The 14993-nt window shown below is 71.7% G+C and carries 7 protein-coding genes; 1 reads left to right on the forward strand and 6 read right to left on the reverse strand.

The window, feature by feature from the left end:
• The first annotated feature begins 52 nt into the window (after positions 1 to 52).
• Positions 53 to 1018 carry a TauD/TfdA dioxygenase family protein gene (locus H5V45_RS09810; protein ID WP_185252757.1) on the forward strand — a complete coding sequence of 322 codons (966 nt, stop codon included), beginning with the start codon at positions 53 to 55 and terminating at the stop codon, positions 1016 to 1018.
• 39 nt (positions 1019 to 1057) lie between these two features.
• Here the strand turns inward: H5V45_RS09810 and H5V45_RS09815 are convergent, their stop codons facing one another.
• From H5V45_RS09815 to topA, 6 genes are all read right to left on the reverse strand, one after another.
• Positions 1058 to 2635: an alpha/beta hydrolase gene (locus H5V45_RS09815; RefSeq protein ID WP_185252758.1), complete on the reverse strand. Its 1578-nt coding sequence runs from the start codon at positions 2633 to 2635 to the stop codon at positions 1058 to 1060.
• Positions 2632 to 3795: a DNA polymerase III subunit delta' gene (locus tag H5V45_RS09820; protein ID WP_185252759.1), complete on the reverse strand. Its 1164-nt coding sequence runs from the start codon at positions 3793 to 3795 to the stop codon at positions 2632 to 2634. Before H5V45_RS09820 ends, H5V45_RS09815 begins: the two co-directional genes overlap by 4 nt.
• Positions 3792 to 4436, reverse strand: a complete 645-nt coding sequence (gene tmk, locus H5V45_RS09825; RefSeq protein ID WP_185252760.1) for a dTMP kinase — start codon at positions 4434 to 4436, stop codon at positions 3792 to 3794. Before tmk ends, H5V45_RS09820 begins: the two co-directional genes overlap by 4 nt.
• Before the next feature lie 111 nt (positions 4437 to 4547).
• The gene (locus H5V45_RS09830) at positions 4548 to 11570 is read right to left on the reverse strand and encodes a carboxypeptidase regulatory-like domain-containing protein (RefSeq protein ID WP_185252761.1); all 7023 of its coding nucleotides are present in this window, start codon (positions 11568 to 11570) and stop codon (positions 4548 to 4550) included.
• Positions 11571 to 11774: 204 nt separating this feature from the next.
• Positions 11775 to 12116: a hypothetical protein gene (locus H5V45_RS09835; protein WP_185252762.1), complete on the reverse strand. Its 342-nt coding sequence runs from the start codon at positions 12114 to 12116 to the stop codon at positions 11775 to 11777.
• A 4-nt stretch (positions 12117 to 12120) separates the two neighbouring features.
• Positions 12121 to 14877, reverse strand: a complete 2757-nt coding sequence (topA, locus tag H5V45_RS09840; RefSeq protein ID WP_185252763.1) for a type I DNA topoisomerase — start codon at positions 14875 to 14877, stop codon at positions 12121 to 12123.
• Positions 14878 to 14993 lie beyond the last annotated feature (116 nt).

Raw genomic sequence — 14993 nt, forward strand, 5'->3', positions numbered from 1 at the left:
CGCCGATGGGTTAATCTTGAGTGTCTTACTAGAGATACTCAGGGAGATCAGCATGACGCTCAGCATCGCGCGCGAGACCGAGAACGAGACCGACGCCGGGACCCCCACCGAGCTCACCGTCACCCGCCTGGGCGGCCGGATCGGCGCCCGGATCGACGGCGTCCGCCTCGGCGCCGACCTCGGCGACCAGACCGTCGCCCAGATCCGCCAGGCGCTGCTGCGCCACAAGGTGGTCTTCTTCCGCGGCCAGGGCCACCTCGACGACGAGGGCCAGATCGCCTTCGCCGAGCAGCTCGGCACCCTGACCACGGCGCACCCGACGGTCAACACCGGCAGCGCCCACGTCCTCAGCCTCGCCGCCACCCAGGGCATGGCCGCCAACAGCTGGCACACCGACGTGACGTTCGTCGACCACGTGCCGGCGATCAGCATCCTGCGCGGCGTCACGATCCCGCCGTACGGCGGCACCACGAACTGGGCGAACACCGTGGCGGCCTACGACGCCCTGCCGCGGCCCCTGAAGTCGCTTGTCGACGGCCTCTGGGCCGTGCACACCAACGAGTACGACTACGTCGCCGACAGCGAGGACCCGGAGAGCGACGGCCCGGACCGCGACGCCCTGGACCGCCAGCAGTTCCGCTCGACGTACTACGAGACCGAGCACCCGGTGGTCCGCGTGCACCCCGAGACCGGTGAGCGGGCGCTGGTCCTCGGCCACTTCGTGAAGCGCTTCATCGGGCTCAACTCCAGCGAGTCGACCGCGATCTTCCAGCTCCTGCAGAACCGCGTCACCAAGCTCGAGAACACCGTGCGCTGGCAGTGGCAGCAGGGCGACGTCGCGATGTGGGACAACCGTGCGACGCAGCACTACGCGGTCGCCGACTTCGACAACCACCGCCGCGAGGTGCGTCGGGTGACGCTGGTCGGCGACGTGCCGGTCGGCATCGACGGCCGCGAGAGCCGGGTCGTCGTGGGCGACTCGGACGCCTACACCCGCATCGACGAGCTGATCAGCTGATCCCCACCAGCCCCTGCTGGCCCGCCCCAGGGAGGCGGGTCAGCAGGACAGGCCGTCCTTCGGGACGGTCCCGTCGATCAGGTAGCCCTCGACCGCGTCGTCCACGCACGCGTTGCCGGAGTTGTAGCCCGTGTGGCCGTCGCCGTCGCGGCTGACGAGCACGCCGGACGCCAGCTGGTCGGCGAGGTGCACGGCCCATTGGTACGGCGTGGCCGGGTCGCGCGTCGTGCCCACCACCACGATCGGTGCCGCACCCTCGCCGCGGACCGTGATCGGCTTCTCCGTGGTGCGGGCGACGACGCCGCCGCACGTGGTCAGGCTCCAGGCGAAGACGTCGCCGAAGGTCGGCGAGGCCTTCTCGAAGTCCGGCTCGTTGGCCGGCACCTGGTCGGCGGAGATGGCGTAGGGGTCGTCGAGGCAGTTGATCGCGTAGTTCGCCTCGAGGCTGTTGTCGTCGTACCCGCCGTCCTGCGAGCGCGAGGAGTAGAGGTCCGCGAGCAGCAGCAGCGTCGACCCGTCGCCGGAGAAGCCCTGCTTGAGCGCCTGGCTGAGGATGTACCAGTTGTCGCGGCTGTAGAGCGGCAGCACGATGCCGTAGAACGCCTGGCCGGCGGCGAGCTCGCGGTCCGTGCTGGTGTCCAGCGGCTGGTCCTCGACCTGGCCGAGGAAGTCCCTGATCTTCGTCAGCCCCTCCTCGACGGTGTCGCCGAGGAAGCAGTCGTCGGCGGAGTCGAGGCAGTTCTGCACGTAGGCCCGCAGCGCGGTCTCGAAGCCGGCGGCCTGCTCGAGGCTGAGCTCGCGGGAGCTGATCGAGAGGTCCACGGCACCGTCGAGGACGAGCCGGCCGACCTGCTTCGGGAACAGCTCGGCGTAGGTCGCGCCCAGCTTGGTGCCGTACGACGCCCCGAGATAGGTCAGCTTCGACTCGCCCAGGGCCGCCCGCAGGACGTCCATGTCGCGCGCCGCCTCGATCGTCGAGATGTGGGAGGCGAGGTCGCCGGACAGCTTCACGCAGCCGGCTCCGAGGGCCTGCACCGAGTCCTCGTAGGCCCGCACCTCGGCCGGCGTGTCCGGGTTGGGGTCGCCCGCGACGTAGGTGTCGAGGGCGGCGTCGCTGAGGCAGTCGACCGGGTCGCTCTGGCCGGTGCCGCGCGGATCGAAGCCGACGATGTCGAAGTGGTCGAGCAGCGGCTGGCGGAAGACGTCCTTCGCGGAGGCGGCGTAGCCGGTGCCGGGCTGGCCGGGACCGCCGGGGTTGACGACGAGGGACCCCTCACGCGCCGACGGGTCGGCCGCCGGCACCTTGAGCAGGGCCAGGTCGATCGTCTCGCCGTCGGGCTTCGCGTAGTCGAGCGGGACGGTCAGGGTGGCGCACTCGAAGGAGTCCTGGCAGGGCTTCCAGGCCAGCCGCTGGCCGTAGAACGCGGCGAGCGCGGCCCGCGGCGGCTTCGTCGCGCCGGGCGACGGCGTGGTCGTCGGGGCCGGCCCGCTGCTACGGGAGGACCCTCCGGCGGCGTCGTCCGCGTGCAGCGCGGTGACCGCCGCGAGCACGCCCCCACCGACCAGCAGACCGACGACGAGGACGATCGCGACGATCCGCACGACACCTGGCTTCAACGACTGCTCCCCTCGGGCACCTTCAGGGCGACCATCATGGCCTCCAGCGCCAAGGCGACCGGGACGTTGAAGTCGAGCATCTGCTCGCGCGCCTCGAAGATCCAGGCGATCCGGCGCAGGTTCAGCTCCGGGGTGGAGCCCCGCACGATGGTGTCGATGTCGCCGCGGATCTCCTCGTTGACCAGGCGCCCGGCCGCACCGACGGACACCGCGATCGCGTCGCGGTAGACGGACACGAGGTCCATCAGGCTGCGGTCGACGACGTCGAGGTGGCGCCGCTTGGCCCGGGTCTTCTGGGCCTTCTCCATCTGGGAGAGGGCGGGGGCGTACTCGCGGGGGCGCCGGCCGCGCTCGACCACGCCGTACGCCGTGTCGAGGTCGGCCTTCTCGCGCGCGTCGAGGTCGCTGGTGATCGCGTCGGCCTCCTCCTTGGTGACCTCGGCGAGGTTGGTCGCCGCGGTCATGCAGGACCCCAGGCTGGTCAGCCGGGCCGGCAGCGAGACGACCTCGCGGCGACGGTTGCGGGTCGCCTCGTCCCGGGCCAGCGCCCGGGCCCGGCCGATGTGGCCCTGGCTGGCGCGGGCGGCGTACGACGCCAGCGCGTCACCCACGCCCTCGGTGCGGACCAGGAAGGCCGCGACGTCCTCGGGCGTCGGCGTGGTCAGCGTGACGAGCCGGCAGCGGGAGCGGATCGTGGGCAGGACGTCCTCGACGGTCGGCGTGCAGAGCATCCACACGGTCCGGTCGGTCGGCTCCTCGATCGCCTTGAGCAGCGCGTTGCAGGCCTGGTCGGTGAGCCGGTCGGCGTCCTCGACGACGAGGATCTGCCAGCGCCGGCCGACCGGGGCGAGCGCGGCCCGGCGGACCAGGTCGCGGACCTCGTCGACGCCGATCGAGAGCTTCTCGGTGCGGATCACCGACACGTCGGCGTGCGAGCCGGCCAGCACGGTGTGGCAGGCCTTGCAGGTGCCGCAGCCGGCCTGGCCCGCGTCGGCGAGGTCGCACTCGAGCGCCGCCGCGAACGCGATCGCCGCGTTGGAGCGCCCGGAGCCCGGCGGCCCGGTGAACAGCCACGAGTGGCTCATCCCCCGGCCGGCCGCGGCGGTGCGCAGGGCCTCGATCACCGCGTGCTGGCCGACCAGGCCGTCCCAGACGGTCACCGGCGGGCCTGCACGAGCAGGGGGGTCACCCGGTCGCGGACCGCGGCGGCGATCGCGTCGACCGGCTCGCGCGCGTCGAGGACGAGGTAGTGGTCGGGATCGGCCGCGGCCATCGCCACGAACGACGACCGGACGCGCTGGTGGAACTCCAGGGACTCGCCCTCGATGCGGTCGCGCCCCTCGAAGCGGCCGAGCCCGCTCGCCGGCTCCAGGTCGAGCACCACCGTCAGGTGCGGGCGCAGGTCGTGGGTCGCCCAGCGGGCGACCCGCTCGACCTCGGCGACCGCCAGGGCCCGTCCCGCGCCCTGGTAGGCCAGGGTCGAGTCGACGTAGCGGTCGGTGATCACGACCTCGCCCCGCGCGAGCGCGGGCTGGACGACCGTGTCGACGTGCTCGGCCTTGTCGGCGGCGTACAGCAGCACCTCGGTGCGGTCGGACAGCACACCGGTGGCCGGGTCGAGCACGATCCGGCGCAGCTCGCGGCCGACCGGGGTGTCACCGGGCTCGAAGGTCAGGAGCGCGGCGTAGCCCTCCTCGCGCAGCCAGGTCGCCAGCAGCCGGGACTGGGTCGACTTGCCCGAGCCCTCGCCGCCCTCGAAGCACACGAAGACGCCGACCGGGGCATGCAGTCCGTCGCTCACGGGGCCCACCCTAGAGGGGTCCGCCGACCCTGCCGGGGCGGGCCGGACACCCCGGACGTGCCGAGGGTGCCCCGCCACGGACGCTGCCGTGGGCGGGGCACCCTCGTACGGTCACTTCACCTTGAGCGTCGACACCTTCGAGACGGAGGCGAGAACGATCGTGCTGCCGAGGTACTTCGCCGACAGCTTGTGCGTCCCCTTCTTCAGCTTCTTCAGGGTGAGCTTGACGACGCCCTTGGCACCGGCCGCGAGGGTGAGGGTCTTGACGAGCTTCTTGCCGTCGTAGACCGAGACCTTGCCGGTCGGGCCGCTGACCCCGGTCGCCTTGACGGTGACCGTGTAGACGACGCTCTTGCCCGCCTTGGCCTTCGCCGCCGACAGCTTGCCCACCGTCGTCGACGCCACCTTCGAGACCGTCACCACGTTGCTGGTGCTGCTCCCGTCGCTGTAGCCGGCCTGCGTGGCGGTGACGAGCACCGACAGCGCGTGGCCCACGTCGGCGAGGGTGACGACGTACGACGACCCCGTCGCTCCCGCGATGGCGGTGCCATCCCGCAGCCACTGCCGGGTCAGCGCGACCCCGGCCGGCCAGGCGCCGTCCGTGGTCGTCAGCGTCTTGCCCAGCCCCGCGGTGCCGGTGACGGCCGGAGCCGTCGTGGCCGATGCCGCGTCACCCAGCGCGCCCGTCACGGCGGCGCTGGTGGTGGTGCCGTCGGCGTACCCGGTCCGGGCACCGGTGACCCGGGCCGAGATCAGGTGGCCCACGTCGCCGGCGACCAGGGTGTACGCCGCCGTCGTGGCGCCCGCGATCGGCGTCCCGTCCCGCAGCCACTGGTAGCTGCTGGTGACGCCGGCCGCGTCCCACGTCGGGGCGTCGACCGTGAGCTGCTGCCCGGTCTTGGGCGTCCCGTGCAGCGTCGGAGCCGCCGCCGTGGCGGCGTCACCGACGACCGCGACGATCCCGGCGCTGCTGGTCAGGGCGTCCGCGAGGCCGGCCTTGGTGCCGGTGAACCGGACCGCGATCGACTTCCCGAGGTCGCCCGGCAGGACGGTGTACGTCGCGCCGGTCTCCCCCGCGATCGGCGAGCCGTCGCGCAGCCACTGGCGGCCGCCCGTCGTGACCCCGGAGGTGGTCCAGGTCGGGGCCGTCGCGGTCAGCGCGGAGCCGACCTTGCCGGAGCCGGCCGCCACCGGAGCGGCGTTCACCACGGGCGCGTCGCCCGTGACACCGGTGATCCCGTTGCTGGTGGCGAGCCCGTCGAAGAACCCGGCCTTGGTGCCGGTGTACTTCGCCGTGATCGCCTTGCCGACGTCCCCGGCGAGGACGGTGTAGGTCGTGCCCGTCTCCCCGGCGATGGCGACGTTGTCGCGGAACCACTGGGGTGCCGACGTCGTGACGCCCGTGGGGCTCCACGCGGGAGCGGTCGCGGTCAGCGCCTGGCCGACCTTGCCCGACCCGCTGATGGCCGCCGGCGTGGTGGGTGTCGGCGCGTCACCCTTGACGATCGTGACCGGCCCGCTGGTGCTGGCGCCGTCAGCGAAGCCGGGCTTCGTGCCGGTGTAGCTCACCGTGATCGCCTTGCCGACGTCACCCGCGACGACGGTGTAGGTCGCCCCGGTCTCGCCGGCGATCGGGGCGCCGTCCCGCTTCCACTGGGGCGCCGAGGAGGTCACGCCACCGAGGCTCCAGGTCGGAGCCACCGCGGTGAGCACCTGCCCGGTCTTCCCGGACCCGGTGATCGCCGCCGCCGTGCTGGCCGTCGGCGCGTCACCCTGGGCGATCGTCTTCGGGTCGCTGGTGCTGGTCCCGTCGAGGAAGCCGTCCTTGGTGCCGGTGTAGGTCACCGTGATCGCCTTGCCGACGTCACCGGCCACGACGGTGTACGTCGCCCCGGTCTCGCCGGCGATCGGTGCGCCGTCCCGCTTCCACTGCGGCGCCGAGGTCGTGACCCCGCCGATGCTCCAGGTCGGAGCCACCGCGGTGAGCACCTGCCCGGTCTTGCCGGTGCCGGTGATCGCCGCCTTCACGGTGTCCGTGGGTGCGTCGGCCTTGGACACGTTGGTCGGCGCCGAGGTCGCCGTCGCGGCGGTGAAGTCCACCGGGCCGCCACGGCCGACCTCCTGCACGAAGTCCGGACGGTCGGCGGTCTGGGTGACCGTGATCGCCTTGTTCGCGTCGGCGGGCGTCAGGACGTAGGTCGCCCCCGTCGCTCCGTCGATCGGCGCGCCGTCACGCTTCCACTGGTTGGTGACCGTGGAGGTGCTGGGCCAGCCGGTCGTGGTCGTGCTCAGCGTGTTGCCGACCTTCGGGGTGCCCGTGATCGTCGGCGTCGAGGACGGCGCCGGCGCGGTGCACTCCAGCTTGACCAGCAGGTCCACCTGGATCGGCGGCACCTGCATGGCCGGGGTCGTCGTCGGGGCACAGCCGGGGGCGGTCGCCCGCACCTTGTACCAGCCGTCGACGACGTCCCACTGGAAGTACCCGATCGCGTCCGTCGTGTCCGGGTTGCTCCGGTTGGCGGGCGACATGACGTCCGAGCCGTCCGGCACGTCGGCGTACGGGCCGCCGATGAAGTCGGACCGCGACAGCGTCACCGTGGCGCCCTCGATCGGCCGGCCGTACTGGTCGGTGACGATCCCGGACGGGTCGATGTAGATGTGGATCTGCGTGGGCGGTGTGCCCGGGTCGCAGTTCGCGGGGACGTTGGTCGAGATCGTCGCGTCCCCGTGCGCCGGGTAGAACGCCGGGATCAGCGCCGTGAAGGTGATCAGGTCACCGGTCGCGGCGCCGGTCTGCTCCAGCGCCCCCGTCAGCGGCTCGTGCCCGTCGGTGAACGTCACGGTGTACGTCGGGTTCGCGGTGGCCGCGCACCCGGTGACGTTGAACCGCTGCGGGTCACCGAAGTAGACCGTCGGCACCCCGTCGTACGACCCGTTCTGGGTCGGGATCGAGACGTTGGCCGGCGGCGGCGTCGGCTTGGTCAGCCGCACCTCCTGGCTCTTGTCACCCGTGGCGGGCGTGTCGAGGTAGAGCTGCGCGGAGTGGTGGATCCCGTCGCCCCCGTCGACCGCGAGGTAGTAGTTCGCGGCGTTGCGGACCTGGACGGTGAACTTCCCCGCACTGTCGGTCACGCCGGAGGCGAAGCAGCTCCAGTCCGAGGTGTCGCAGCCCCAGACGCCGGCTCCGGCGATCGGGTCACCGGTGTCGTCGTCGCGGACCGTGACCGTCAGGTTGCCCAGGGCGACGTCCGCCGCCACGACCGGACCGACCGTGCTCGACCAGACCGTCTTGCGGTGGCCGGGGGCCGTGGCCGTGACGAAGGCGGTGAGGTACTTGTCCTTGTCGCTCGCGACCTGCGTGTACTCGAGCCCGTCGCTGCCGGGGTCGGCGTTGCGGGTCTGGTAGCCCGACGCCCAGCGGTAGGTCAGGGTCACCGGCTCGCCGTCGGCGTCCCAGTCCCCCGGGTCGAGGGTGAGCGTCTGGCCCACCTTCGCCAGCCCGGTCAGGGCCGGGGCCGTCACCTGGTCCACCAGCGGGCGGTCGGCCACCGTCACCGGCGCCGAGTCGGCGCTGACGTTGGTGTAGCCGGCCCGCTTGGCCACGACCCGCACGAAGATGTCCCTCAGCTCGTCACCGGGGCGGACCTCGTAGGTGCTGCCCGAGGCGTCGTCGATCCGGTGGGTGCCGCGGAACCACTTGTAGACGAAGGTCAACTGGTCCTGCGCCGCCCCGTCCGCGAGCGTCCAGGTGCCCGGGGTCGCGGTGATCTCCTCACCGACGGCCGGGTCGCTGGGCGACAGCGTCGGCAGCGTGTCGTTGGTGGCGACGGGCGGACCCGCCGGCACCTTGAGCCGGTTGCTGTAGGCGTACTGGTCGTCGAAGCCGTCGCGGTGGGCGATCACGACCACGTAGATCCGGTGGTTCGCGTCGCCCGGCTGGACGACGTAGGTCGACGTGGTCGGCGTTCCGGTGACGTGGTGCCACTGGTAGGTGAAGGTCAGGCCGTCGGCCGGCTGGCCGTCGATCTCCCAGGTGCCGTTCGTGACCGAGAGCGTCTGGCCCGGCTCCGGGGTGCCGGAGAGGACCGGATCCTCGACCGCCACCGGGGCCGGGGCCATGGTGAAGTCGTACGTCGCGGCCGTGAGCCCGGTGTGCAGGGTGTTCTCCGGCGTCCGGGTGCTGGGGTAGAACTCGCCTCCCAGGGCGAACGGCTGGTGGCCGTAGGCGTAGCCCCGGAGGAACAGGTCGGCGTTCTGCGGCACGGTGACCGAGTAGTGCCCGTCCTCGTCGGTGTAGGCCGAGTCGAACTGCGCGGGGTACTCGTAGCCGTAGTAGCTCATCCACTCCGACACCGGGACCCACACGTCCTCGATCGGCGTCCCGTTCGGCGTCGTCACCGTGCCCGACAGGGTCGTGCCGCGCTGCAGGACCAGGTCGACGCCCGACAGGGTGTCCCCGCTGTCGTCGACCGTGAAGACGCCGGGCGAGTCCGGCCCGGTGGGTCGCGCGTTGCCGCGCCAGCTGCGCACGTAGCCGGGCCCGTCGTTCGGGAAGTAGGAGGCCAGCAGGGTGTAGCTGCCCGGCCCGACGTCCGTGAAGCCGTAGGTGCCGTCGTCGGAGGTCGTCTCGTCCACGTACTCCAGGTCGTAGGACAGCGCGGTCGTCCCCGGGTCGCTGCTCTCGACGAGGCGGTAGAGCGTGAGGTCGGCCGTGCCGTCGAAGGGCTGGTCGTCGCTGGTGGTCAGGCTGCCGCGCACGATCCGCATGCCCGCGCTCAGCGTGACGTCGTCGGCCACGACCTGGGCGTAGTCCGCGACGGTGTACGGCGTCGCCGCGTCGACGTCCGCGACGTCCCCGGCGAACGTCGTCCCGAGGCCGGCCGTGGGCTTGCTGGCCGACACGGTGTAGATCCCGCCGGGGTTGACCGAGAGGAAGACGTAGCGGCCGGCGGCCGTCGTCCGGGTGTTGTCCATCTCGTACCAGCAGCCCGGCTCGCCGTCGCAGTAGTTGGTCCAGAGCTTCACCTGGGCCTTGGCGAGCGGCTGGCCGGCGGCGTCGAGGACCCGCCCGGCGAGACCGGAGGGCGTGAGCGTGACGTCGTCCACCGCGGTGGTGCCGCCGACGGACGGCTGGGTGAAGGTGGTCGCGCTCTCGGCGTTGTCGGTCCCCCCGAGGAAGGTGCGCCGGAAGCCGGCGTCCTCGTTCGCCGCCGACACCGTGAAGGTGCGGTCGCGGTCGACGCGCTCGAAGGTGTAGTTGCCGTCGGCGTCCGTGGTCGTGAAGTCCCAGTCGCTCCAGCAGCCGTCGGGCTGGCAGTAGTCGTACCAGAGCACCACGTCGGCGCCCGCGACGCCGTCACCGGCGTCGTCCACGACCGTGCCGGTCACCTCGCTCACGTCGAGCGTGATGTCGGCGACGTCCACGACGCCGCCCTCCTCGGGCACGGTGTAGACCGTCGCGTCCTGCGCACGGCTGACCTGGCCGGCGAAGACCTCGTCGAAGCCGGCGGAGTACTTCTGCGCGGAGACGACGTGCGGCGTCCCCGGGGCGACGTTGCGGAAGACGTAGTGGCCCGTGGCGTTGGTGGTGGCGTAGTCGTCCTGGAACCAGCAGCCGCCCTCGTCGGGGCAGTAGTCGGAGTAGAGCTCGACCGCGGCGTTCGCGACCGGGTCGCCGGCCTTGTCGAGGACCTGGCCGCGGATCTTGTCGCCGCCGGTCTGGGGCAGCGTGATCGGGTCGAGCGTCAGGACCGGCTGCGCCTCGCTGGGCGAGAAGGTCTGCGCCGCGTCGATGTCGGTCCCGCCGCCGAGGAAGATCCCGGCGCCGTCGTACGGGTCGGCCTGCACGGTGTAGGTGCCGCCCCACGGGAGGCGGAAGGAGTAGTCGCCGTTGTCGTCGAGGTAGCGGTAGCGCACCTGCTCCCAGGTGTCGTCGTCCTGCAGCTGCCAGACCGCGATCTCGGCGTACTGCGCACCGTCACCCTCGGCGTCCACGACGGACCCGCGGATCCGGGACTGGCCCACGCCGGCGTGGATGGCGCCGACGTCGACGCTGGTGTCGCCCGCGGCGACCGGCACCACGGTGGCCCCGGACTCGGACGTGCCGTCGCCCAGGAAGGTCTCCACGCCGCCGTCGTAGTCGTAGACGCTGACCGTGTAGGAGTAGCCCTTCGTCACGGCCGGGAAGCTGAAGTCGAGCGTCTCGTTGTCGACGTACGCCGAGTCGACGTAGTCCAGCGAGCCGTCGGGGTTCTGCAGGTAGAGCGAGGCGTAGTAGTAGCCGTAGTCCACGTCGTCACCGGCAGCCGGCACGTAGGTGCCGTGCAGCTCGGCGCCCGGGCGCAGGTGGATGGCTCCCAGGGCGTACGGGTCGGAGCCGGCGGGGTGGGTGAACCGGGTCGCAGCGGTCGGGTTGGGCACGTCGCCGAGCCACGTGTCGGTGAACCCGAGCTCGTCCTCACCGTCGTTGCTCCACCAGCCGTAGGCGAGCACGGAGTAGTTGCCCTGGTGCTTGACGCTCGGGAAGGTGTAGGTGCCGGTGGCGTCGGTGACCGCGCTGTCGATGCTGTCGTAGTAGCCCCCGGCGTACATCCGGACCAGCCGGACGTCCACACCGGCCAGCGGGTTGCCCGAGCCGTCGAGGACGGTGCCGGTCACCGGCGCGCCGTGGTCGGCCACCAGCGTGGTGTCCTCGAGCGTCACGGTGTCGTCGTCCGCGACCGTCACCGGGGTCCCGGCGCCGCCGCCGTAGTAGACCGTCTCGTAGACGTGCTGCTCGGCCCACTCGGGCGAGGAGAAGCGGATCAGGTAGTCGCCGGCGGGGACGTGCAGCTGGAAGGCGCCGTGGGAGGCGGCGTCCTGGTACTCGTAGGTGAGGTCGGAGGCGACGATCTCGCCGGTGGGGTCCGCGGCGGAGTACGCGTCCACCTGGATGTCGTCGAGGAGGTTGCCCTCGCTGTCGTAGACCAGCCCGCTGATCGTCGAGTTGTAGTCGTCGAGGGTGTTGATCCCCCGGATCGTCGGCGGTGGGTCGGCCTTCTGCCCGGCGCCCGCGCCGGCGGCGACGCGCGGCGCCGCGGTGGCCGAGGTGCTGAACCCCAGGGCGAGCATGGCGGTGACCAGAGCCAGCACCACGGCGCGGACGACAACACGACTGATTGACACCATGACGATCCCCAATTTCGATGGCCGAGACGTTCCCCGGATCGGAATGTAGGGCGCGGACCGGGGTCCGTCCCGGCCTTCGTCACATGCAGGCAACAATGGCCCGAACGGGTCATGCAGGGGGTCGCCCGGGTTAGCCCGGCGGTGCCGGTCCGGGTAGTCCCTGGGGCGCGTTCAGGCCAGCCCGAGCAGGGCGTACGCCGCCAGGGGCACCACCACGGGCGCCGTCGACGCCACGAGCCGCGGGAGCACTCCCGACGCGTTGCGCCACACCAGCCACACGAGTCCCGCACCCAGCAGGGCGGCGACGACGAAGGCGAGGAACGACAGCGACTGCAGGCTGCTGTCGGAGCCGCAGACCAGTCCCTGCGTCGGCGGTGGCTCGAGCAGCGCCCCGGTGCCGTCGCCGGGGTCGAAGCAGTGCCCGAGCTGGAAGACGACGAACGCGTAGCCCGACGCGACCGCCGCCACGGCCGTGGCGGCGGTCAGCCCGAGGGCGAGGAGCACCTTCGTCACGCGGTCACGCCTTCTTCGCGGTGGCCTTCGCTGCAGTCTTCTTGGCGGCAGTCTTCTTGGCCGCCGTCTTCTTCACGGTCGCCTTCTTGACCGTGGCCTTCTTGGCGGCCGCCTTCTTGGCCGGCGCCTTCTTGGCACCCTTCTTCGCGGCCTTCTTGGCCGGCCCGCGGGCGCGGCGGTCGGCGAGGAGCTCGGCCGCCCGCTCGAGGGTCAGGTCCTCGATGCTGTCGTCCTTGCGGAGCGTGGCGTTGTACTCGCCGTCGGTGACGTACTCCCCGAAGCGACCGGCCTTCACGACCACCGGCTGGCCAGACACCGGGTCGTTGCCGAGCTCCTTGAGCGGCGGGGCGGCCGCGGCCCGCCCCCGCTGCTTGGGCTGGGCGTAGATCTTCAGCGCCTCGTCGAGCGTGACCGTGAAGAGCTGGTCCTCGGTCGTGAGGGACCGGGAGTCGGTGCCCTTCTTGAGGTAGGGCCCGTAGCGGCCGTTCTGCGCCGTGATCTCCTGCTGGTCGGGGTCCTCGGGGTCCACGCCGACCACGCGCGGCAGCGACAGCAGCTTCACCGCGTCGTCGAGCGTGATCGTGTCGAGCGACATCGACTTGAACAGCGAACCGGTGCGCGGCTTGTCGTTCTTCTTCGCGTCGTCGGGGAGGTCCTCGGTGACGTAGGGGCCGAAGCGGCCGTTCTTCGCCACGACCCGCAGCCCGGTCTCCGGGTGGGAGCCGAGCTCGATCTCCTCGCCGGCCGGGTTCGCGAACAGCTCGGTGGCCTTCTCGAGGGTCAGCTCGTCGGGCGGCAGGTCGTCGGGCACGTTCGCCCGCTTGCCGATCGGGTTGCCCTCGTCGTCGGGACCCTCGAGGTACGGCCCGTAGCGGCCCACCCGCAGGTGGATCCCGCTGTCGGGCCCGCCGACGGGGAAGGTCGCCAGCTCGCGCGCGTCGATGTCGCCGAGCTCGGTCACGAGCGGGTGCAGGCCCTTGACGGTGTCGGAGCCGTAGTAGAACTCCGCCAGCTCGGTCCCGCGGTCCTTGCGGCCGGCGGCGATCTCGTCGAGGACGTCCTCCATCACGGCGGTGAACTCGTAGGACACCTGGCGGCTGAAGTGCTCCTCGAGGAGCCGGATCACCGAGAACGCCAGCCAGGCCGGCACCAGCGCCGTGCCCTTCTTGTAGACGTAGCCGCGGTCGGTGATGGTCTTGATGATCGAGGCGTACGTCGACGGGCGGCCGATCTCGCGCTCCTCGAGCTCCTTGACCAGCGTGGCCTCGGTGTAGCGCGCCGGCGGCTTGGTCTCGTGGCCGGACGCGGAGACCGACGCGGCCGAGACGGCGTCGCCCTCGACGAGCGCGGGCAGCCGCGCCTCCGAGTCGTCCTTCGAGTCGGAGGCGTCGTCGGTGCCCTCGACGTACGCCTTGAGGAAGCCGTGGAAGGTGATCGTGCGGCCGCTGGAGCTGAAGACGACGTCCTCGCCGCTGCTCGCCGCGCCGCCGAGGCGGATCGTGACGGTGTTGCCGACCGCGTCCTTCATCTGCGAGGCGACGGTGCGCATCCAGATCAGCTCGTAGAGCCGGAACTGGTCGCCGGTGAGACCGGTCTGCGCGGGCGTGCGGAAGGTGTCGCCGGCGGGGCGGATCGCCTCGTGCGCCTCCTGCGCGTTCTTGACCTTGGAGGCGTAGGTCCGCGGGGCGTCGGGGAGGTACTCGGCGCCGTACAGCTCGCGCACCTGGGCGCGGGCGGCCTCGACGGCACCGCCCGACAGCGTCGAGGAGTCGGTGCGCATGTAGGTGATGAAGCCGTTCTCGTACAGCCGCTGCGCGACCGACATCGTGCTCGACGCGGAGAAGCCCAGCTTGCGGCTGGCCTCCTGCTGCATCGTGGTCGTGCGGAAGGGGGCGTACGGCGAGCGGCGGTACGGCTTGGACTCGACCGAGCGGACCTCGAAGGTCGACTCCTGCAGCGCGTCCGAGAGTCCCTGGGCGCGGGTCCGGTCGAGGTGCACGACCTTGCCCTGGGCCGACTCCTTGAGCAGCCCGTCCTGGCCGAAGTCTGAGCCGCGGGCGACGCGGGCGCCGTCGACGGAGTGCACGCGGGCCGGGAACATCCGCTGCTCGTGCTTGGAGCCGGCGTCGAAGGTGCCCTCGAGGTCCCAGTACGACGCGACCTTGAACTTCATCCGGTCGCGCTCGCGGTCGACGACCAAGCGGGTGGCGACCGACTGCACGCGCCCGGCGGAGAGGCCGGACATGACCTTCTTCCACAGGACCGGCGAGACCTCGTAGCCGTAGAGGCGGTCGAGGATGCGGCGCGCCTCCTGGGCCTCGACGAGGTCCATGTCGAGCTCGCGCGGGTTCTCGGCGGCGGCCAGGATCGCCGGCTGGGTGATCTCGTGGAAGACCATCCGGCGCACCGGGATGTTCTTCGGCTTCAGCTCGTCGAGCAGGTGCCACGCGATGGCCTCGCCCTCGCGGTCCTCATCGGTGGCGAGGAAGAGCTCGTCGGCGTCCTTGAGCAGGTTCTTGAGCTTGCGCACCTGCTCGCGCTGGCGGTGCGGCACCACGTAGTGCGGCTCGAAGCCGTTCTCGACGTCGACCGCCAGCCGACCCCACGGCTTGTCCTTGATCTTCGCCGGCGTGTCCGCGGCACTCTGCGGGAGGTCGCGGATGTGACCGACCGAGGACTCGACGACGTACCCCTTGCCGAGGAACCCACCGATCTTCTGGGCCTTCGCCGGGGACTCGACGATCACCAACTTGTGTGCCACTGGGGTTCGTTCTCCTGCCCTTCAGGGAAGCAACCGGGCCCCGAAGAGGGGCCACGGCCGAACACGGTAGCGCGTCGGTCGAGCCTGACCAGCGCCGATGCCGGGCGGTGGTCGCC

The organism is Nocardioides luti, assembly GCF_014212315.1.
Taxonomy (GTDB): domain Bacteria; phylum Actinomycetota; class Actinomycetes; order Propionibacteriales; family Nocardioidaceae; genus Nocardioides; species Nocardioides luti.